The sequence below is a fragment of the Kitasatospora sp. NPDC097691 genome (genome assembly GCF_040302665.1).
GTDB lineage: Bacteria > Actinomycetota > Actinomycetes > Streptomycetales > Streptomycetaceae > Kitasatospora.
In genome coordinates this window covers 1-20,513 of sequence record NZ_JBEORY010000029.1, presented here as the reverse complement: position 1 = coordinate 20,513, position 20,513 = coordinate 1, and the positions used below count along the sequence as shown (strand labels likewise).

The window sequence follows — 20,513 nt, the reverse complement described above, 5'->3', positions numbered from 1 at the left end:
ACCGGTACCGGTGGGTAGTCGCCCCGACGGCCCCGGCTCCGGGCGTGGGGCCGTCGGGGGAGGCGGGCGGTCAGGGCCGGGCGGGTCCGCCGAGCAGGGGGGTGGGGACGGGGGCGGCGGCGCCGATCAGGACGACGAGTTCGTGGCCGCCGGGGTTGGTTTGGACGGGGACGGTGCGCCAGTTGTTGGCCAGCCAGACGTTGCCCGAGGGGTCGATCTGCAGGCCGGTGTTGCGCTCCAGGCCGTCGCTCGGGTAGCCGGTGTCGGGCGGGGAGATCGGCTGGCCGGTGCGGTGGCCGGGCGGGCAGGCGGTGAGGTTCGTGCCGCACAGCCGCGCGACGCGGTGGCCGCCGAAGTTGGCGACCCAGACGGTGTCGTCCCCGTCGACGGCGACGCCCCAGGGCAGGAACAGGCCGCCGTTGGTGAAGGGTTCGGGGGCCGGGGTCCCGTCGGGCCCGATCAGGGTGACGGAGGCGCCCGGGCGCGTTCCGGTGTCGGCGCCGGTCGCGGCGGTGGCGAGGTCGTCCGCGGTGGTGTCCGCGCAGGGCACGGGCAGGATGCCGCTGTTGCTGACCCAGGCGTAGCCCTTGCTGTCGGTGGCGACGGCGAGCGGGCGGCGCAGGCCGCCGCCGGTGACGGTCCGCTCCGAGGTGCCGTCGGGGGTCAGGACCTGGACGCTGTCGTTGCCGTTGCCGCTGACCCACAGCCGTCCGGCGGGGTCGACGGCGGCGCCGAAGGGCTTGCTCAGCGCGGGGGTGGGCACCTCCCGGGCGCGGGTGGCGTCGCCGTCCGGGATCCGGGTCACGCTGTCGCCGCCGCAGTTGGCGACCCAGACGGTGCCGGCGCGGTCGGCGGCCATGCCCTGGGGCTGGGCGATGCCGCCGGTGCGCCAGCCGCGGGGCGGGGAGAGCGGGGTGCCGTCGGGGGCGAACTGCGAGAGGCTGCGTTCGACTTCGGTCGGGTCGACGGGGCAACCGCGGCCCTGGAAGCCGAAGTTGCCGACCCAGGCGCTGCCCTCGGTGTCGACGGTGATGCCGAAGCCCGCGCCGTACAGGCCGCCGCCGCGGTAGGGCGCGCCGGGGGCGTCGTGGCCGGTGGGGGTGAACTTGAGGACGGTGCGGCCGCCGCAGACCGGGACGGTGGGGTCGGCGCCGTACTCGTAGTTGTTGGTGACCCAGGCGTTGCCGTCGGCGTCGAAGGCGATGTTGCCGGGGCCGTCGAGTTCGTGGCCGTTGCCGTCGTAGCGCAGGGCGACGGTCCAGGCGTCGGGGGCGGCGGGCAGGGCGGGCCGGTAGGTGGGGGTGGTGGCGGCGAGGGCGAAGAGCTCGGCGGCGTTGTGGCCGGGGTCGTGGGCGATGTCGACGGCGGCGCGCAGGGTGTCGTGCGGCCGGTCGTGGCCGGGGCGGCGGGCGAGGTCGAACAGCTGGTCGCAGGCGTCGCCGGTGACGCAGGCGGCGAGCAGGTCGGCCAGGGTGTTGAACTCGGCCATGGTCGAGGTGAGGGCGCCGTTGGGCGCGGTGGCGAGCGGGGCGGCGATGTCTCCGGTGCCGGTGTCGGCCAGGTTGTGGGCGACGGCGGCGGCGTTCTGCAGCCCGGGGTGGGGGCCGGAGACGCCGGCCGGGCCGGTGAAGCGGGCCAGGGCGTAGGCGACGGCGACGGTGGTGCGCTCGTTGACGACGAGTTCGGGCGGGGCGTCGGCCCCGCTGAGCACGGCGGCGAGGGTCACGGGCCCGTCCGGCGGCGTCCCGTGCGGCGTGGTGCGTTCCCCGGGGCGGCCGGCGTCGGCGAGCACGTAGAGCACGGCGCGCGGGTCGTGCGGGCGGCGGTAGTCGAGGGTGAAGCGCCCGTCCTGGGCGCTGCGGGTGCGGGCCAGCACCCGTGGCGCGGCGCCCGCGCCGTCCCCGGCCTGGTAGAGCGTCACCTCGGCGCCGCCGAGCGGGGTGTCGCCGCTGCGGACCACTCCGCACTGGTCGGTGCCCTCCCACCCGGCGGGGGCGGGGGCCGCCGCGTGGGAGGGGCCGGCGGCGAGTTGGGCCAGGAGGGCGGCGGTCAGCAGGACGCCGTGGCGTCGGCGCATGGGGGCTCCGTTCGGTCGCAGGGGCACGGCGGCCCCGCCCACCGGGGGCGGGGCCGCCGTCCTCCTGCCTGCCACATCCGGGGGCCGCCCGCGTGCGACCGGCCGCGGGACGCGGCGGAAATTGCCCGGTACGGGCGAGGCGGGCCGTCCGCGCGGGCTGCCCCGCCCCGGGGTGCGGGCCGCTCAGCCGAGTTCGGCCAGCGCGGCGGCGGCGAAGGAGTGGTCCTGCTCGGGGGCGCCGCCGCCGACGCCGATGGCGCCGATCAGGCGACCGTCGCGGTGGACGGGGATGCCGCCGGCGATGAACAGCAGAGGGCGGTCCAGCGCGGTGGACAGGGAGTGGAACGGGCCGTCGGGCTTGACCAGGTCGACCAGGTCGGCGGTGGGGGCGCCCAGCTGGAGGGCCGTGTAGGCCTTGCGGGTGCTGGTCTCGCCGGCGATCAGCACGGCGCGGTCGTCGCGGCGGAAGGCGAGCAGGTGCCCGCCCGCGTCCAGGACGGTGATGCCGACCGCGACCCCGGCCGCGTCGGCGGCGGTGCGGGCGGCGGCGACGAGGGTCTCGGCGTCGGTGACGGTCAGCGGGGCGACGGCGGTGGCGGTGCTCGTGGTGGCGGTGCTCGTGGCGGTGCTCATGGTGGTGCGTTCTCCGGGGGCGAAGGGGCGAAGGGGCGAAGGGGTGATGGGGGAGGGGCGGTCAGTGGTGGGCGGGAACGGGGGCGGCAGCGGTGGCGGCGGCCGGGGCCTGCGGGGCGGGGGTGCGGCGCTCCAGGGCGGCGGACCACAGGGCGAGGACGAGCGCGGCGGCGGCGAGGGCGGCGCCGACCCAGTTCGGGGCGGTGTAGCCGAGGCCGGCGGAGATGACGATCCCGCCGAGCCAGGCGGCCAGCGCGTTGCCGAGGTTGAACGCCCCGATGTTGACGGCCGAGGCCAGGGTGGGCGCGCCGTGGGCCTGGTCCAGCACCCGCTTCTGCAGCGGGGGGACGGTGGCGAAGCCGAGGGCGCCGACGAGCAGGACGGTGACGGCGGCGAGGATCCGGTTGTGCGCGGTGAGGGTGAACAGCGCCAGCACGGCCGCCAGACCGCCGAGGGTGGTGTAGAGCAGCGGCATCAGCCTGCGGTCGGCGAACCTGCCGCCGAGCAGGTTGCCGAGGAACATGCCGACGCCGAACAGCACCAGCAGCCAGGTGACCGCGCCGTCGGAGTAGCCGGCGACGTTGGTCATCATCGGGGCGATGTAGGTGATCGCGGCGAAGACCCCGCCGAAGCCGAGCACGGTCATCGCCATCGCGAGCAGCACCTGCGGGTTGCGGAAGGCGGTCAGCTCGCGGCGCAGGTGGGCGCCCTCGGGGCGCGGCAGGGCGGGCACCAGCCGGGCGATGCCGAGCAGGCCGGCCACGCCGAGCGCGGCGACGATGCCGAAGGTGGTGCGCCAGCCGACGGCCTGGCCGATGAAGGTGCCCAGCGGCACGCCGACGACGTTGGCGACGGTCAGGCCGGTGAACATGGTGGCGATGGCGCCGGCCTTCCTCTCGGGGGCGACCAGGTCGGCGGCGACGACGGAGCCGATGCCGAAGAAGGCGCCGTGGGCCAGCGAGGTGACGATGCGCCCGGCCAGCATCAGCGGGAAGGTCGGGGCGAACGCGGAGAGCAGGTTGCCGACCGTGAACAGGCCCATCAGCAGCATCAGCATCGTCTTGCGGCTGATCCGGGTGCCGAGGGCGGTCATCAGCGGTGCGCCGACGAGGACGCCGAGGGCGTAGCCGGTGACCAGCAGGCCCGCGTGGGGGATGGACACGCCGTAGTCGTCGGCGATCCGGGGCAGCAGGCCCATGATCACGAACTCGGTGGTCCCGATCCCGAACGCGCCGATGGCCAGGGCGAGGAGAGCGAGGGGCATGGCCGTCCCTTCTGAGATTGCTTGAACGGGCGCCTAGCGAGCTTTAACAATAGTTGCAGACGCGCGATAAGTGCAAACGAAGGTATCGGGCATGCGCCAGGGAGTCGGCGGGTGTCCCGGCTGGTGCGCCGACGGGTGCGCCCGTCGGGTGTGGCGGGCGGGTGTGCGGGGCGGGGGAATGCGAACGGGCCCGATCCGTCCGTGCCGCGAGGCGGCGGGGACGGGTCGGGCCCGATGGGGGAGCGGGGGCGGGGCGGCCGGCGAGGCCCCGCCCGGGGTCAGCGGCGGGGCGAGGCGGCGTCCACGGCCTCGACCGCCCGGACCAGCGAGGCCAGCTCGGGGTTCCTGGCGGCCTCGTCGAGCGCCTCGCGCAGGGCGGCGTCGTTGGTCGGCCGGGCCTCCTCCAGGAGCCTCAGGCCGTCCTCGCTCACATTGGTGTAGATCCCGCGGCGGTCGGTCGGGCACAGGTAGCGCGACAGCAGGCCGCGGTCCTCCAGTCGGGTGACCAGGCGGGTCGTGGCGCTCTGGCTGAGCACGACGGCGTCGGCGACCTGCTTCATCTGCAGGTGCCCGCCCTCGCCGTCGTGCTGACGGCTGAGCACGTCGAGCAGCGAGTACTCCCGCACGCTCAGGTCGTGCCCGGACTGCAGGGCGCGCTCGATGTGCGCCTCGATCCTGCCGTGCAGGAGGGACAGTGCGCCCCAGCCGCTGGCGAGGGCGGTGAGCGCGGGGTCCGTGGCGGTCATGGGGCCCGGCCTCCTTCCGGAAGGGTTGCGGTACCAGGATAAGCCATGAACAAAAATATCGGCCAGAGCGTATATAGCGCTTGTGCAACCAATTGGGAGGGTGGCCCCGCGCGGCGGTTCCGGCCGGCCGCCGCACACCGGTGGGCGCACACCGGCGCGCGCGCCGGGAAAGCCGCACATCGGTACATTGATGGACATTCGGGAGCAGCGCCAGGCTTCGCGCGGCCACGCGCGGAAGCACGCACAGAAGGCCGAACCGCCTTCGGAAAGGGTCTCCATGCACCCCGCCCTCAGCCCCGCCGTCCTCGCCGAGCTGCGCCGGCCCCGGCCCTATCCGGCGGTGTCGATCGTGATGCCCACCCACCGCCGGGAACCGGACAAGACGCAGGACCCGGTCCGGCTGCGCAACCTGCTGGCCGAGGCGCGGGAGAAGGTCCAGGCCGACCCCCGGGTCTCCCGCGCCGAGCGGATCGACGTCCTGGAGCAGCTCGACCGGGCCCTGGCCGAGGTCGACCTGGTGCACGCCGAGGAAGGCCTGGCCATCCTCGCCGCGCCCGGCGAGCACCGGGTCTGGTCGCTCGGGCGCAGCGCCCCCGCCCGGGTGGTCCTGTCCGACACCTTCCTCACCCGCAACCTGGTCGCCGCGCACGCCGCCGAACGCCCCCACTGGGTGGTCGCGATCGCCGCCGACCGGGTGGCGCTGTGGGGCGGCACCGAGGAGCGGGTCACCGAGGAGACCGGCAACGGCTTCCCACTGGTGCGCCTCCACGACAACCCCGACCCCGAGCGGCAGGAGCAGATCGGCGACACGCCCAGCACCTTCCGCGACGAGGAGACCAAGACCTTCCTGCGGCAGGCCGACGCCGGGATCGGCAAGGTGCTCGCCGCCGACCCCCGCCCGCTGTACGTGGTCGGCGAGGCCGCCGCGCTCGCCCTGCTGGACGCCGTCGGCCCGATCGCCCAGCAGGCCGCCGCCCAGATCCCGCACGGCGGCCTCGCCCAGGCCGACGCCGAGACCGTACGCCGCGTCGTCGGGCCCGCCGTGCGCGCCCGGGCCGAGCAGGAGGTCACCGACGCCCTCGCCCTGCTCGACAAGGCCCGCGGCGGCAAGGGGTTCGCCGCCGGCCTGGACGAGGTCTGGCAGGCCGCCGGCGAGGGCCGGGTCGAGCGGCTGGTGGTCGAGGAGAACTACCGCGCCACCGTCCGCGACGGCGGCGCGCACCTCGTCCCCGCCGAGGCCGACGGGCACGGCGCCCGCGAGGACATCGTCGACGAGGTCATCGAGCGCACCCTCGACACCGGCGGCACGGTCTCCTTCGTCCCCGACGACACCCTCGCCGACAGCGGCCGGATCGCCGCCGCCCTGCGCTACTGACCGTTCCGGCGGGCGGCCGCGGCGCGTCCGCACGGCCGACGCCCCGTCACCTCCCGTCCCGTCACCTCCCGTCCCGCGACCGGCCAATCCGCCGTCCCGTCCGCTCCGAACAACGGACGCGGCCCCCACGGGCGCCGCCCAGCCGGGCCGTAAACGCCGTACACGCCGTACGCAGGTACGACCCGCACCGCCGCACCGCACGTCGCACCGCACCGGGCCGACCGGAAGGGACCCCGTTGACCACACCCACGACCACACCACCCGCCGCCCGGCGCACCCCGCACACCCCGCGCACCCCCGGACGCCGCCGCATCGCCGTCGTCGGCGCGGGCGTGGCCGGCCTCACCGCGGCCTGGGAACTGCGGCGCGCCGGCGCCGAGGTCGAACTCTTCGAAGCCGACACCCGGCTCGGCGGCCACGCCCACACCCAGCGCGTCACCGCCCCCGACGGCCGCGAACTCGCCCTGGACACCGGCTTCCTGGTCCACGACGCGCACACCTCCCCGCACCTGGCCCGGCTCCTGCGCGACCTCGGCGTCCCCACCCGGGACACCGACACGAGCATCTCCGTGCACTGCGAGGGCTGCGGCCTCGAATACGCCGGCGCCGACGGCCCGGCCGCACTCCTCGCCCTACCCGACCCCGCGCTGCGCCACCGCTACCTGCGCCTGATCGCCGACATCCCGCGCTTCCAGGACCGCGCCCGCCGGCTGCTCGCCGACCCCGGCGCCGGTGACCCCACCCTGCGCGACTTCCTCCTGGACGAGTGCTTCTCCGGCTACTTCCTCCACCACTACCTGATCCCCCTCGCCGCCGCGGCCCCGCCCTGCGCCCCCGAGCCGTCCGGCGACCACCCGGCCCGCCACCTGTTCGCCTTCCTGGACCACCACGGCCTGCTCTCGGACGACGGCCCGCCGCCCCGGCGCACCGTCACCGGCGGCTCCGCCACCTACGTGCGGCGGATCGCCGAACGCCTCACCGCCGTCCACCGCCACACCCCCGTCCGGGCCGTCCACCGCCACCTCGACGGCATCACCCTCACCACCGGCGACGGCCGCCGCGCCGAGGCCGACGCCGTCGTCATCGCCACCCACCCCGACCAGGCCCTGCGCCTGCTCGCCGACCCCACCCGCGCCGAACGCGAGGTCCTCGCGGCCTTCCGGCACACCCGTACCCCCACCGTCCTGCACCACGACGCCTCCGTCCTGCCCCACGCCCGCTGGGCCCGCGGCTCCTGGAACTACCGCATGCCGCACTGCACCGCCCCGGCCGGCGCCGCACGGATCAGCCACCACCTCAACCGACTGCTGCACCTGGACACCGGCGAGGACTACCTGCTCACCCGCAACGAGCCGCCCCACGACCCCGTCCCCGAGCACCTGGTGATCTCCCGCACCGTCCACGAGCACCCCGTCCACACCGCCGAGAGCGTCGCCGCCCAGCGCCTCCTGCCCCGGCTCACCACCGGCCGCACCGCCTTCGCCGGGGCCCACCACGGCTGGGGCTCCCACGAGGACGGCTGCCACTCCGGCCTCACCGCCGCCCACGCCCTGCTCGGCGCGGCCGCCCCCTGACACCTGCCCCGCCCCGGGCCCGCCTCGGGCGGAAACGCTGCGAAAGCAGAAACGCTGCGAAAGCGCTGCGAGTACCCGTTCGGGCCGGTGCTGCGCGACGGTCGGAGTGTGCAGGCGACGATCCAGCGGCCGTCCGGCGGGCCCGCCCCGGAGGCGCCCGCCCCCGAAACACCCGGCGCCGGGGTGCCAACCCCCGAGGCACCCGGCGCCGGGGTGTCCGCTGACGGGCGGGCCGGGCTGCGCGGGCTGATGGCGCGGACCGCCCGCGGCGACGAGCGGGCCTTCGAGGACCTCTACGGGGCCACCGCCGGGGCCGTCCTCGCGCTGGTGCTGCGGGTGCTGCGGGACCGCGCCCAGGCCGAGGAGGTGGCCCAGGAGGTGTTCTGGCAGGTCTGGCGGGAGGCGCCGCGCTACCGCCCCGAGCGCGGCGAGGTCCTGCCCTGGATGCTCACCCTGGCCCACCGGCGGGCCGTCGACCGCGTCCGCTCCGCCCGGGCCGCCGCCGACCGCGACCGCGCCGCCGCCCTGCGCGACTACACCCCGGACTTCGACGAGGTCGCCGACCGCGTCGAGGGCAGTCTGGAGCGCGACCGCGTGCGGCGCGCCCTGGCCGCACTGAGCGACGTCCAGCGCGAGTGCCTGCTCCTGGTCTACTTCGGCGGCTGCACCCAGGCCCAGGCCGCCGCCCGGATCGGGGCACCCCTGGGCACCGTCAAGACCCGCATCCGCGACGCCCTGCGGCAGCTGCGCGCCCACCTCGGCGAGGCGCCCGCGCACCCAGCGCCCCCCGCGCCCCCCGCGCCCCCCGCGCCCCCCGAGCACCCCAGGCACCGCGAACCCCGCGAGGCCCCGCCCCGTCGGCACGCGCGTCCGCCCGGCGCCGCGCCGCGCCCCGCCGTAGGCTCACCGCCGTGACCGCCCCCGCCGCCGAGGCCGCCGCCGCACTGACCACCGGGGCCCTCGCCCGCCGCCTCGGCGTCTCGCCCACCACCATCCGTTCCTGGGAGAGCCGTTACGGCATCGGCCCCGCCCGCCGCGACCCCGGACGGCACCGCCGGTGGGAGCCGCAGGACGTGGCCGTGCTGGAGGAGATGTGCCGCCTCACCGCCCGCGGCACCGCCCCCGCCGAAGCCGCCCGCCTCGCCCTGTCCGGGGCCCGGACCCTGCCGCCCGGCCCGTCCCGGACCGTGCCCGCCCCCGGCGGCAACACCCTGCCGCTGGGCACCGTCCGCCCCGAGTGCCGGGGACTGGCCCGCGCCGCCGTCCGCCTCGACGCCCCCGAGATGGCCCGCATCCTGCGCCGCAGCATCGACGACCTCGGCGCGGTCACCGCCTGGACCGAGGTCATGACCCCGGCCCTGCGGGCGGCCGGGCGCAAGTGGGCCGTCGAGGGCGAACGCTGCGTCGACGTCGAACACCTGCTGTCCTGGCACGTCGCCGCGGCCCTGCGCCGGGCGGCCGAGCGGGTGGAACAGCCGCCGGGCCCGGCCGCACTGCTCGCCGGCATGCCCACCGAACTGCACTCCCTGCCCCTGGAGGCGGTCGCCGCGGGACTGGCCGAACGCGGCCTGCCGTTCCTCATGTTCGGCCCCGCCCTGCCCACCGAGGCACTCATGGAGGCCGTGCACCGCACCGGCCCGCCCGCCGTCCTGCTCTGGTCCCAGGTCGCCCGCACCGCCGACCGGGCACTGGCCCAGCGCGTCGCCCGCACCACCTGGGGCCCGCACGGCGCGCGCACCGGGCCCGTCGTCCTGGCCGCCGGCCCCGGCTGGGCCGGCCCCCGCCGGCCCCCGGGCACCCTGAGGCCCCGTGACCTGGCCGGCGCCCTCGACCAGTTGGAACGACTGCTGCGCTGACGGCGCGAAGCCGCACGGGAGGACCGAGGAAAGGAGCCGACGGTGAACGAGCCGACGGTGGACGACCGGACGCTGGACGAGCCGACCCCGACCGGGCTGCGCTGCCTGGTCACCGGAGCCACCGGCTACATCGGCGGACGCCTGGTGCCCGAACTCCTGGCCGCCGGGTACCGGGTGCGCTGCCTGGCCCGCGACCCCGGGCGCCTGCGCGACCAGCCCTGGCGCGCCGAGGTGGAGGCCGCCGCCGGCGACGTCACCCGGCCCGACACCCTGGACGGCGCCCTCGACGGCGTCGACATCGCCTACTACCTGGTCCACTCGCTCGGCACCGGCGCCGACTTCGAGGACACCGACCGGCGCGCCGCCCGCGCCTTCGCCCGGGCCGCCGCCTCGGCCGGCGTCACCCGGATCGTCTACCTCAGCGGCCTGCTGCCCGCCGGCGTCCCCGAGGCCGCACTCTCCCCGCACCTGCGCTCGCGCGCCGAGGTCGGCCGCCTCCTGCGCTCCACCGGCGTGCCCACCGCCGAACTGCGGGCCGCGGTGATCATCGGCTCCGGCTCCGCCTCCTTCGAGATGCTCCGCTACCTCACCGAGCGCCTGCCCGTCATGGTCACCCCCCGCTGGGTCGACACCCGCATCCAGCCCGTCGCCGTCCGCGACGTGCTGGCCTACCTGGTCGGCGCCGCGGCCCTGCCGCCCGAAGCCGACCGGCCCTTCGACATCGGCGGACCCGACGTGCTCACGTACCGCCTGATGATGCGCCGCTACGCCCGGGCGGCCGACCTGCCCCGGCGGCTGATCGTGCCCGTGCCCGTCCTGTCCCCGGCCCTGTCCAGCCTCTGGGTCGGCCTGGTCACCCCCGTGCCCGGCCCGCTCGCCCGCCCGCTGGTGGAGTCGCTGCGCCACGAGGTGGTCTGCCGCGAGCACGACATCGCCCGCTGGATCCCCGACCCGCCCGCCGGCCTCACCGGCTTCGACCGCGCCGTCGAACTCGCCCTGCACCGCATCCGCGACGCGCAGGTCACCACCCGCTGGTCCTCCGCCTCACTGCCCGGCGCCCCCAGCGACCCGCTGCCCACCGACCCCGACTGGGCCGGCGGCAGCCTCTACCAGGACCTGCGCGAACGACGCGTGGACGCCGAACCCGCGGCCGTGTGGCGGGTGGTCGAGGGCATCGGCGGCGACAACGGCTGGTACTCCCTGCCCCTGGCCTGGTCCCTGCGCGGCACCCTCGACCGCCTGGCCGGCGGTGTCGGCCTGCGCCGCGGCCGCCGCGACCGCCACCGCCTGCGGGTCGGCGACGCCCTCGACTTCTGGCGGGTGGAGGAGATCGAGCCCGGCCGCCTGCTGCGCCTGCGCGCCGAGATGCGCCTGCCCGGCCTGGCCTGGCTCGAACTGCGGGTCGCCCCCGGCCGGGACGGCGGCACGCTCTACCGCCAGCGCGCCCTGTTCCACCCGCACGGTCTGGCCGGCCACGCCTACTGGTGGTCGATGGCGCCCTTCCACGGCCTGGTCTTCGGCGCCATGGCCCGCAACATCACCGACCGCGCCCGCCGCCCCGCCTGACCCGGGCCGCGCCCGCCGCCCTGCCTGACCCGGGCCGCGCCCGCGCCGCCGCCCGCCCGGTGGCCGTGGTCACCCGGCGGCCGCCCCGGCGGGCCCGGGGGAGGGGGCCTGCGGGGCCGTGCCGTCGTCGGGGCAGGACGGCTCCAGGGCGACGTCGAGCACGTCGACCATCCGGCGCAGCTTCTGCTGGACGCGCACGGCCTCGGGCCGCGGGACGCGGACGACGGCCCGCGCCGAGGACGGCGCCGCGGCGCTGAAGGCGAGGTCCAGGACCCGGTGGTTGTTGAGGGTGGAGGCGAGCCGGGCGAGCGTCCCGGTGGTGGGGCGCAGGGTGACGGTGAGCCGGGTGTGTTCCATGGCGACGGTCCTGTCGGTGGGTGGGACTGGCGGGCCGGAAACAGAAAGACCCCTCGCGGAGTGCGAGAGGTCTGCGTGCGGGCGGTGGGCCGGGGAGGGTCACTCCTCCCGGCGCGGTGCCGGCACGCGGCCGCTGGTAATCAGCTGCTGCTGCATGCCCCGCATGCTGGCAGAAAGCCGCCGGGATGGGACGGGTCGTCTCAGACTGCGGGACGGCGGCGGCGCGGTGGCGGCTCCGGCCCCGACCGGCCGTCGCCGACCCGCCGTCAACCGGCCCGCCCTGTCAACCGGCCCGGCCGGTAAATCGGTTGGCCGGGCGCGCCGGCGCCTGCTAGCGTCTGCGCAGCCGTGTAGAGAACGCAAGGAGGTGTGACACCCATGAAGGCCGTATCCGTGTGGGTGCTCCTCCTTTCCGCCACGGCGGGCGATTGACGCAGGTGTCGCCCGGGAGCGCCACAAACCAGGCACTCCCGAGAGGCAACACCATGAACGCTTCGCATTCCCCGCAATCCCCGTATTCCGCCCCGGGCACCGACGACCGCACGGTCGCGGTCACCCGGATCTCGGACACCGAGTGGCACGCCGTGCAGGACGACCGCGTGGTCGGCTCCGGCGACGCCTCGCGCCGGCCCGACGGGCGGCTGTTCGTCAGCGCCGACGCCTGGCACGGCACGGTCTTCGACCGCCTCGTCGCCGCGATGGCGGCCGACCTGCCGGAACCGCTGCACACCGTCACCGACGAGGCCGACCACGACACCACGGCCGCCTGGCAGCGGGCCGGCTTCACGGCCGTACGCCGTGAGCGCGGCTACCTCCTGCCCACCGACCCGCAGGCCACCGGGCTCGGCCCGGTCCGGCCCCCGGCGGGCGTGACGATCGTGCCCGTCGGCGAGGCCGAGGAGGGCCCGCTGCGCGCCCTGGACCGCGTCATCCACGCGGAGGTCGAGGCCGGCATCGGCTGGCCGGCGATGCCGGCCCAGGTGCTGCCCTGTCCGGCGGGCACCACCGTGCTCGACCCCGCCCGGTACGCGGTGGCCCGCCAGGGCGACGACTACGTCGGGCTGCTGCGGGTGGCCCCGGTGCGCCGGCCGCGGATCGGGCTGCTCGCCGTGCGCGCCGACCACCGGCGCCGCGGCATCGCCCGGGCCCTGCTGGCCCACGCGCTGGAGTCGATGCACCGCGCCGGCACCACCGCCGCCTGGGCCGACGTGGCGGAGTCCAACACGGCCGCCACCGCCCTCGTCGAGGGCATCGGCGCCCGCCGCGCGGGCGCCACCCTCGAACTCGTACGCCACTGACGCCCCACCACCGAACGGAGAGGTGAGAGACATGACCAAGACATCGGACGGCATCGAAGTCGAAGGCACCGTCACCGAGTGCCTGCGCAATGCCACCTTCAAGGTGGAACTCCCCAACGGGCACGTCGTGCTCGCCCACATCAGCGGCAAGGTCCGCAAGAACCACATCAAGATCCTCCCGCACGACCGGGTCCTGGTGGAGCTCAGCCCCTACGACCTCACCCGCGGCCGGATCCGCTACCGCTACCGGTCATAGCCGCCGCGCCGGCGTGCGGGCCGGCCCCCGCGCCCTCCCGGGGCCCTCGGCGCGGTCCGAGGCGCCCCGGGGCGGTGCAGTCATCCGTCCGTCACCCGCGCGGTGACCGAGCGTCAGGTGACCGATGTGCGTGATCGCCGAGCCGGGCCACAGTGGGTGGTGCCGGCCGCCGGTCCGCGGGGTCGGCTGACGCGAGCCGCACGACGGAGGAACGAGCATGATCGACAGGCGCACCTTCACCAAGGCCGTCGGGCTCGGGGCGGGCGCGAGCGCGCTGTCCCTGGCCGCCCTTCCGGCGGCCGCGGAGGCCGCCCCCGCCCCCGCCCCCGCCGCCGCCACCGGCCCCACCGGCCCCGCGCCGCAGGCCGGGCCGGACGCCGCCCCCGGCCCTACCGCCCCCGCCGGGCGGACCGGGTTCACCCGACTGGTGCAGGTCCGCGCCGGGATGCTGGACGTCGGCTACGCCGAGGACGGCCCGGCCGACGGCCCGGTGGTCGTCTGCCTGCACGGCTGGCCGTACGACATCCACAGCTACGTCGACGTCGCCCCGCTGCTCGCCGCGCAGGGCTACCGCGTCATCGTCCCCTACCTGCGCGGGCACGGATCGACGCGCTTCCTGTCCGCCCGCACGCCGCGCAACGCGCAGCAGGCGGCGGTCGCGACGGACGTCGTCGCCCTGATGGACGCGCTGGGGATCGGCCGGGCCGTGCTGGCCGGCTTCGACTGGGGCTCGCGCACCGCCGACATCATCGCCGCGCTGTGGCCCGAGCGGGTCAAGGCGCTGGTGTCGGTCGGCGGGTACCTCGTCACCGACGTCGAGAAGCAGAAGGAGCCGCTGGCGGCCGCCGCCGAGCACACCTGGTGGTACCAGTTCTACTTCGCCACCGAGCGCGGGCGCCTGGCCATGGAGGACCGGGACAAGCGGCGCGACCTGTGCCGCCTGGTGTGGGAGACCGTCTCCCCGACCTGGGCCTTCGACGACGCCGTCTTCGAGCGCACCGCCGCCGCCTTCGACAACCCCGACTACGCGGCGATCGTCATCCACAACTACCGCTGGCGCCTGGGCCTGGCCGACGGCGAGCGCCGCTACGACCGGCTGGAGCAGCGGCTCGCCGCGCGGCCCCGCATCGCCGTCCCCACCGTCACCCTCGACGCCGGGCGCGACCCCTTCACCGCCCCCGGCGACGGCTCCGGCTACCGGCAGTACTTCACCGGCCCCTACCTCCACCGCACCCTCGCCGACGTCGGCCACAACCTGCCCCAGGAGGCGCCCGCCGACTTCGCCCGGGCCGTCCTCGACGCCGACCGGCTCTGACGGCCCCGCCGCCGGCTCCCCCCGCCAGGCTCCGGGGATCCGGCGGCGGTCATTGCCGACCTGTTGCACGGGGAGTGGCCCGGCTCACAGCCGTTCGAGGGCGAAGCGTGATCGACTCGGCCGATGCGCCAGTTCGAGAAGCCCGCCACCTCGCTGACGGCCCGTCGGCCCGCCGCGGCCGTCACCCTCGCCGCGGTCGCCGCCGCCCTGCTCACCGGCTGCGGCTCCCACCCGACCGGAGCCGGCGCACCGACGGCATCCGGCAGCGCCGGGCCCTGCGGTGCGACGCAGCCGTCGCCCACCGGCGGCGCCCCGGTCCCCTCCGGGCTCGCCCGGGACGGGGTGCGGATCACCGCCGTCGGCCCGGCCTGCGCCCAGTACGAGGTGACCAACCCCGGCACCGAACCGTACGACGTCACCGTGGTGTTCAGCCGCTCCCCGGGGACCGGGGGCGGCGCACCGGAGAACGTGACGCGGACCGTCACGGCACTCGCCCCGGGAGCCACCACGACTGGGCGGCTCGACCTCACCGGGCCCACCCCGGCCCGGCCCGGCACCACACCCCGGGTGGAGATCGTCAAGGTCCGCAGCGTGCCCAGCGCCGAGGCCCCGCAGCCCGGCGGCCCCTGCCCGCCCTCCGGCCTGCGGCTGTACGCGGACGAGGGCGACGCCGCGATGGGCCTGCGCGCGGTCGGCCTGCACCTGCGCAACTGCGGCACCGCCACGGTGGACCTCGACGGCTACCCCACGCTGCAGCTGCTCGACCCGCAGCACCGGCCCGTCGACGGGGTGCGGCTGCTGTCCGGCGGCGCCGGGATCGCCACCGGCACCGGCGCGGACGACCCGCCGCAGAAGATCGCGCTGCGCCCCGGCGAAGGCGCCCGCACCACCCTGGTGTGGCGCAACACCACCGGGGACGGCGCCCCGGTGAACGCCCCCTACGTCCGGGTCCGCGCCACCCCGGACGCGGCCCCCGTGATGGTCACCCCGGAACTCGACCTGGGCACCACCGGCCGCCTGGGCGTCGGCGCCTGGGCCCGCGAGGACCCCGGAGCCCAGCCCCCCGCCACCAGGCCCCCGACCCAGGCCGGCTGACCCCGCGACACCCGGCCGCCGCCACCGGGCGGCGGTCGTTTCCGGCCGTTCCCGGGCCCGCGGGGGTGCCCCGTCCGTCCCGGGGGCGCCGTCGTGCCCCAGGACTGCGGGGGCGCGGGGGAAAGAGCGCTGCCCCCGGGCGGTGCGGTGCATTTCCCGCCGTCATATGCGCGCGGGGCGGGCGGATCCCTGGAGTCGCCGCAGCGCCGAGGGACCCGCGGTCGGCGGCCCGGCGCGACGGCGCGTCACCCCAGCCATGTCGACCCCGAGGGCGGACCCACTGTGAGCACCCGGACCAGGAGCAGGATCGCCGGCTTCCTCGTGACGGCGGCCGCCGCCGCGGCCCTGGGCGTCGCGGCCCCGGCCGCCCAGGCGCAGAGCGCCGCGCCGGCGGCCGTGCTGAGCGTCAACTGCAGCACCGGCACGTTCGGCAGCGACGGCACCCAGCAGTACTTCAACATTTCCTGCTCGGCGACCGGCACCACCAAGTGGTGGGTGAACGTGAGCTGTTCGAACAGCACCACGCGGACGGCCGGCCCGTACACGACCTTCCAGAACGTGCGGGTGTACTGCCCGCCGAACACCACCGCCCTGCGGGGCTGGGTCAGTTACGTCTGACCCCGCGCCGCGACACGGCCGGCGGCCCGGCACGCTCCCCCGTGGCGTGCCGGGCCCACGGTCCGTCGCGGTCCCGCGCGAGGCGGCCGACGGCGGCACGGCGCCGCCGGTGTCCACCCGTGGAGGATGCCAGGGCGCGGCGCGGCCGCGTTGGCGCTGCGTCGACGGTTCCTTGGCGCTGCGTCGACAGTTCCCCGGTACTGCGTCGACGGTTCCCCGTACTGCGTCGACCCGCCGCTCCCGCGGCTACCCGCCCGCGCGCTCGGACAGCGCCCGGTGCCGGTGCTCGCTGGGGGAGAGCCCGTACGCGGCGCGGAAGGCGCGGCTGAGGTCGGAGGGGCGGGGGATGCCGCACCGGGCGGCGACGGCGTGCACCGGCAGGGCGCGCAGCGCCGGGTCCGCGAGGTCGCGGTGGGCCTTCTCCAGCCGCCGGGCGCGGATCCACGCGGCGACCGTCTCGCCCTGCGTGTGCTGGGTGAAGACGCGGTGGAGGTAGCTGACGGAGATGTGGTGCGCGGCGGCGATCACGGACGGCGTCAGCCCGGGGTCGTGGAGGTTGCGCCGGACGAAGGCGCGCACCTGCTCGACGATGACGCGCCGGCGGGCGTCGTCGGGCAGCGCCGCCTCGGCCTCCAGCTCCCGCGCGAGCCAGGCGGACACCAGGTCGACGACGACCGTCCCCAGCCGGGGCGCCTCGGCGGGTCCGAGGAGGGCGGCCTGGCGGTCCAGGCCGACGAGGAAGTCGGCGAGCAGGGCGGGGGTGCCCTCCCGCCGGGAGAAGCCGCGCCCCATCAGTTCGCGGGCGCGGTCGGGTGGCAGCGGCAGCGCGGAGACGGGGAAGTCGACGCCCAGCGCCTCGACCCGCAGGGGCCCCCGGTCGGCGGTGCGCGCGCCGAGGCCCCGGACGTCGTACGGCTGCGAGCTGTCGAGCGCGTACAGCTCGCCGGGGCCGAACACGGCCGTCGGGCCGCGGTCGTCGCGGGCCAGCGACAGGCCGCCGTCGAGCACCAGGGTCAGGTGGTAGACCTCCGGGTCCGACCGCCGCACCCTGGCGGCGGTGCGCCGGAACCGCGCGGGCGGGAACGAGGACCTGAGGAGGGTCACCGGGCCCAGTTCCAGGCGCCGCATCTCCGCCTGGAAGTCGGCGGCGTGCGCACTGGTCATCTCGCTGTCCCGGGTCCGCCCGATCAGCTCCCGCCAGCAGTCGAACCGCTCCTTCGCGGGCACGTCCTCGTCCCGGAACACGCCCGCCGTCCCTGCGCCCGTCCCTGCGCCGGCCGTCCCTGCGCCGGCCGTCCCGGTGCCCGCCGTCCCCGCGCCCACGCTCCCCGCTCCCTCCTGCGCGCCCTTCGTCCGGCCCGTCCGCGAGGCCCCCGGCCTGACGGCACCGGGCTCCGTGGCGACTCGCCCGAGCGTAAGGGGACGGTGACGGTGCGACGCGTGCGGGGGGTGGGCGGCCGGGGCGGCGTCCGGACGCCGGTTTCCCTTTTCCGATCATGAGCTGGTAACTTCTTCCTCGTCAGCAGGACAAGATCGCGAAAGCGGTCGTGGTCCTGCCGGGACATGCGTCGGTGGTGCAGCGGTAGCACGCCCGCTTTCAGCGGGAGGGGTTCGTTCGATTCGGGCCCGGCGCTCCACAAAGGCAGGGGCGGAAGTCGATTTCGACTTCCGCCCCTGCCTGCTTGGTCGGGGCATTCCTCCGGGCAGCAGGGCGAGCGTGCTCTTGACCTCGTCGCCGGTCGGCAGGGTGGGCCGGTCGGTGGCGAAGGAGCGGCGCAGGCCGCGCGGCGGGTCGCTCTGGACGGGCATCCCGTCGAGGTCGCTCTCGATGCGGACGGTGAAGCCCCCGGCCGCGGCCCTCAGACGGGCGGGGCGCCGAGGGCGAGGGTGAAGCTGAAGCGGTCGCCGCGGTAGAGGGTGCGGACCTGTTCCAGGGGGCGGCCGGCGGCGTCGAGGCTGCGGCGGTGGAGCAGGAGCATCGGCAGCGCGGGCGGGGTGCCGATGAGCAGGGCCTCGCGCGGGTTCGCCAGGACGGTCTCGATGCGCTCGTCCGCGGCGCCGAGGTGGACGCCGTGGTCGCGCAGGTAGCCGTAGAAGGAGCCCTCGGGGTCGAAGTCCCGGGCCAGGTCCGGGACGCGGGCGACGGGCACGTAGGTGGACTCCAGTCCGACGCGCTCCTCGTCGGCGCGCAGCACGCGCTCCAGGTGCCACAGCGGCTCGCCCTCGGCGACGTCCAGGCGCCCGGCCAGCGCGGGGTCGGCGGGCAGGCGGTCCAGGGCGACGAGGGTGCGGCCGGGACGCAGGCCCTGGCGGGTGACGCCCTCGGTGTAGCTGGACAGCGAGAGCGGCTGCTCGATCTTGGGCCCGGCGACGACCGTGCCGCGGCCCTGGCGGCGCAGCCGGCCCTCCAGCAGCAGCTCGCGCAGGGCCTGACGGACCGTGGCCCGGGCGACGCCGTGACGCTGCGCCAGATCGGCCTCGGTGGGCAGCCGGCCACCCGGGCCCAGCTCGGCGATGAGCTCTTCGAGCCGGGCCTTGACCACGTAGTACTTGGGCACCCGGCCGTGCTCGGGCACGCCGGCGCGGGCGGGCTCGGCGCCGGCCCGGGGGGTGGGGTGGTTCACCGCGCAAGCCTACCGAGCGGTCCGGCGGCCGCCGAGTCCCGGGCGAGAGGTCCCGGGCGAGAGGTCCCGCGCCGAAGGTCACGGAACGATAACCGGTCTGGTCTGAATTTCGGCGGTTGTTCATACAAGCGTGGATTCGGGGAGAGCCCCGCCTCGCCCGGCCGCCCCATCCTCGGTGCCGGTGCAAGTGCACCGATCCGCCGCCCGGTTGGGAGACCCCGTTGCGTACCTCCCGCTCCACCCGCACCGCCGCCCTGGCCACCGCGACCGTCGCCGCCACCGTCGCCGCGCTCGTCCCGCTGTCCGCCGCCGCTGCCGACGCGGCCTCCACGGCCGGCTCCTACCAGGGCCTGCCGAACGGCACCAAGCAGGCCAAGACCCTGGTCATCGGCATCGACGGCACCCGCTACGACAAGCTGCTCACCGCCGACGCGCCCAACCTCAAGGCCCTGATGGCCGCCGGCATGACCGCCACCGGCAACCTCTACGCCAACCCGCTGGCGCCCACCCTGTCCGGCCCCGGCTGGTCGACCATCGCCACCGGCGTGTGGCCCGACAAGCACCAGGTCAAGGACAACGCCTTCACCGGCGCCCGCTTCGACCTGTACCCCGACTTCGCCACCCGCCTGGAGACCGCCGACCCCGCCGACTCCACCCTGGTCATCGGCTCCTGGAACCCCATCACCGCCAACGTCTTCAACGGCCGCGCCGACCTGCGCATCCCGGAGAGCGAGAACGACCCCAAGACCGCCTCCGACGCCGCCGACTACCTCGCCCACGGCAACCCGGACGCCACCTTCCTGCACTTCGACGAGGTCGACGAGGCCGGCCACGCCCACGGCGGCGCCAGCGCCGACTACCTGGCCGCCATCCACTCCGTCGACGCCCTCGTCGGCCAGGTCGTCCAGGCCGTCAAGTCCCGCCCCACGTACGGCGACGAGGACTGGCTGATCGTCGTCACCACCGACCACGGCCACACCGACGCCGGCGGACACGGCGGCAACAGCGCCAACGAGCGCCAGACCTTCCTCATCGCCGACGGCGCCGGCCACACCCCCGGCTCGCACCGCTACGACGTCAAGCCGGTCGACATCGCCCCCACCGTCCTCAAGCACGAGGGCGCCGCCATCGACCCCGCCTGGCAGCTCGACGGGAAGCCCGTCGACGAGATCACCCCCGACGCCTTCGACGCGCTGCGCCCGAGCCTGCAGACCCGCGTCGACGAGAGCGGCATCCCGGCCACGGTGAAGGGCTGGACCCACACTCCGCCGGCCGGCTGGAGCATCGACAACTCCCGGATGCCCAGCGGCGGCGTCACCGAGTGGCGCGGCTGGGCCTTCGCCACCGACGAGTTCTGGACCGCCACCCAGCTCGCCCAGTCCCGCGAGACCAACGTGCGTGCCCGCAACGTCTTCGCCGTCGCCGACTCCGACGAGTGGGACGACAAGGCCCACGGCGCAGGCCAGTTCGACTCCACCCTGGTCAGCCCCGCCTACCCGGTGACCGGATCGGGCCGCGGCACGCTCTCCTTCGCGACGGACTACAAGGTCGACGGCCCGCAGACCGGCGACGTGTACGTGGTCTTCGACAACGGCGCCCCGCAGCCGGTGAAGTCCTACCGCAGCGACCTCAACACCGTCGAGCACCTGCCCGTCACCGTCCCGGCCGGCGCCACCACCGCCCGCTTCCAGTTCCGCTACACCGGCACCAACAGCGCCTTCTGGACCGTTGACCAGGTCACCTTCACCACCTCCTGACCCGGTACGGGCCACGGGCGGGGCGCACCGGGTGGTCGAGCTTGGCGCCCGCGTCCCAGACCGGGTACCAGATCCGCTCGGGCAGCTCGCGGAGGACGGGGC

Annotated in this window: 17 protein-coding genes, 1 tRNA gene and 1 pseudogene; 12 read left to right on the top strand and 7 right to left on the bottom strand. The window is 76.2% G+C overall.

Features of this window, described 5'->3' with window-relative positions:
- Positions 1-70 precede the first annotated feature (70 nt).
- The 4 genes from ABTY56_RS21090 to ABTY56_RS21075 all read right to left on the bottom strand — a co-directional run bounded on the left by ABTY56_RS21090 (position 71) and on the right by ABTY56_RS21075 (position 4,720).
- A complete protein-coding gene (locus ABTY56_RS21090) occupies positions 71-2,077 on the bottom strand; it encodes an NHL repeat-containing protein (RefSeq protein ID WP_350630474.1) in 2,007 nt (668 codons plus the stop codon).
- Positions 2,078-2,260: 183 nt separating this feature from the next.
- On the bottom strand, positions 2,261-2,710 hold the full coding sequence (locus ABTY56_RS21085; RefSeq protein WP_350630473.1) for a GlcG/HbpS family heme-binding protein: 450 nt from the start codon (positions 2,708-2,710) through the stop codon (positions 2,261-2,263).
- Between the two features lie 61 nt (positions 2,711-2,771).
- Positions 2,772-3,974, bottom strand: coding sequence for an MFS transporter (locus ABTY56_RS21080; protein WP_350630472.1), 1,203 nt, complete (start codon positions 3,972-3,974; stop codon positions 2,772-2,774).
- A 278-nt stretch (positions 3,975-4,252) separates the two neighbouring features.
- On the bottom strand, positions 4,253-4,720 hold the full coding sequence (locus ABTY56_RS21075; RefSeq protein ID WP_350630471.1) for a MarR family winged helix-turn-helix transcriptional regulator: 468 nt from the start codon (positions 4,718-4,720) through the stop codon (positions 4,253-4,255).
- Between the two features lie 277 nt (positions 4,721-4,997).
- On the opposite strand from ABTY56_RS21075, the gene ABTY56_RS21070 reads away from it, so the two are divergent.
- From ABTY56_RS21070 to ABTY56_RS21050, 5 genes and pseudogenes are all read left to right on the top strand, one after another.
- A complete protein-coding gene (locus ABTY56_RS21070; protein WP_350630470.1) occupies positions 4,998-6,095 on the top strand; it encodes a baeRF3 domain-containing protein in 1,098 nt (365 codons plus the stop codon).
- A gap of 311 nt (positions 6,096-6,406) precedes the next feature.
- Positions 6,407-7,669 (top strand): NAD(P)/FAD-dependent oxidoreductase, encoded by a 1,263-nt coding sequence (locus ABTY56_RS21065; RefSeq protein ID WP_350630551.1) that lies wholly within the window; start codon positions 6,407-6,409, stop codon positions 7,667-7,669.
- A gap of 183 nt (positions 7,670-7,852) precedes the next feature.
- Positions 7,853-8,431, top strand: a pseudogene (sigK, locus tag ABTY56_RS21060) (ECF RNA polymerase sigma factor SigK); the annotation flags it as partial.
- 149 nt (positions 8,432-8,580) lie between these two features.
- Complete coding sequence (locus ABTY56_RS21055; RefSeq protein WP_350630469.1) at positions 8,581-9,525, top strand: MerR family transcriptional regulator; 945 nt, start codon at positions 8,581-8,583, stop codon at positions 9,523-9,525.
- A 42-nt stretch (positions 9,526-9,567) separates the two neighbouring features.
- Positions 9,568-11,091 (top strand): SDR family oxidoreductase, encoded by a 1,524-nt coding sequence (locus tag ABTY56_RS21050; protein WP_350630468.1) that lies wholly within the window; start codon positions 9,568-9,570, stop codon positions 11,089-11,091.
- Positions 11,092-11,160: 69 nt separating this feature from the next.
- Here ABTY56_RS21050 and ABTY56_RS21045 read toward each other — a convergent pair whose 3' ends face one another.
- Positions 11,161-11,448 carry a hypothetical protein gene (locus ABTY56_RS21045; protein WP_350630467.1) on the bottom strand — a complete coding sequence of 96 codons (288 nt, stop codon included), beginning with the start codon at positions 11,446-11,448 and terminating at the stop codon, positions 11,161-11,163.
- A gap of 485 nt (positions 11,449-11,933) precedes the next feature.
- Here ABTY56_RS21045 and ABTY56_RS21040 point away from each other — a divergent pair, with 485 nt between their 5' ends.
- The 5 genes from ABTY56_RS21040 (at position 11,934) to ABTY56_RS21020 (ending at position 16,030) form a co-directional block, all read left to right on the top strand.
- Positions 11,934-12,746, top strand: a complete 813-nt coding sequence (locus ABTY56_RS21040) for a GNAT family N-acetyltransferase (protein WP_350630466.1) — start codon at positions 11,934-11,936, stop codon at positions 12,744-12,746.
- A gap of 31 nt (positions 12,747-12,777) precedes the next feature.
- Positions 12,778-13,002, top strand: coding sequence for a translation initiation factor IF-1 (gene infA, locus ABTY56_RS21035; RefSeq protein ID WP_350630465.1), 225 nt, complete (start codon positions 12,778-12,780; stop codon positions 13,000-13,002).
- Positions 13,003-13,219: 217 nt separating this feature from the next.
- Complete coding sequence (locus tag ABTY56_RS21030) at positions 13,220-14,317, top strand: alpha/beta fold hydrolase (protein ID WP_350630464.1); 1,098 nt, start codon at positions 13,220-13,222, stop codon at positions 14,315-14,317.
- A 123-nt stretch (positions 14,318-14,440) separates the two neighbouring features.
- Positions 14,441-15,412, top strand: coding sequence for a DUF4232 domain-containing protein (locus ABTY56_RS21025; RefSeq protein ID WP_350630463.1), 972 nt, complete (start codon positions 14,441-14,443; stop codon positions 15,410-15,412).
- Positions 15,413-15,694: 282 nt separating this feature from the next.
- Entirely contained in the window at positions 15,695-16,030 is a 336-nt protein-coding gene (locus ABTY56_RS21020; protein ID WP_350630462.1) for a hypothetical protein, read from the top strand.
- A 246-nt stretch (positions 16,031-16,276) separates the two neighbouring features.
- Here the strand turns inward: ABTY56_RS21020 and ABTY56_RS21015 are convergent, their stop codons facing one another.
- Positions 16,277-17,275, bottom strand: coding sequence for an AraC family transcriptional regulator (locus tag ABTY56_RS21015; protein ID WP_350630461.1), 999 nt, complete (start codon positions 17,273-17,275; stop codon positions 16,277-16,279).
- Positions 17,276-17,595: 320 nt separating this feature from the next.
- On the opposite strand from ABTY56_RS21015, the gene ABTY56_RS21010 reads away from it, so the two are divergent.
- Positions 17,596-17,667 (top strand) — tRNA-Glu (locus tag ABTY56_RS21010).
- 222 nt (positions 17,668-17,889) lie between these two features.
- Here ABTY56_RS21010 and ABTY56_RS21005 read toward each other — a convergent pair.
- The gene (locus ABTY56_RS21005) at positions 17,890-18,654 is read right to left on the bottom strand and encodes a GntR family transcriptional regulator (RefSeq protein WP_350630460.1); all 765 of its coding nucleotides are present in this window, start codon (positions 18,652-18,654) and stop codon (positions 17,890-17,892) included.
- 221 nt (positions 18,655-18,875) lie between these two features.
- On the opposite strand from ABTY56_RS21005, the gene ABTY56_RS21000 reads away from it, so the two are divergent.
- Complete coding sequence (locus ABTY56_RS21000; protein ID WP_350630459.1) at positions 18,876-20,411, top strand: alkaline phosphatase family protein; 1,536 nt, start codon at positions 18,876-18,878, stop codon at positions 20,409-20,411.
- Positions 20,412-20,513: the final 102 nt, after the last annotated feature.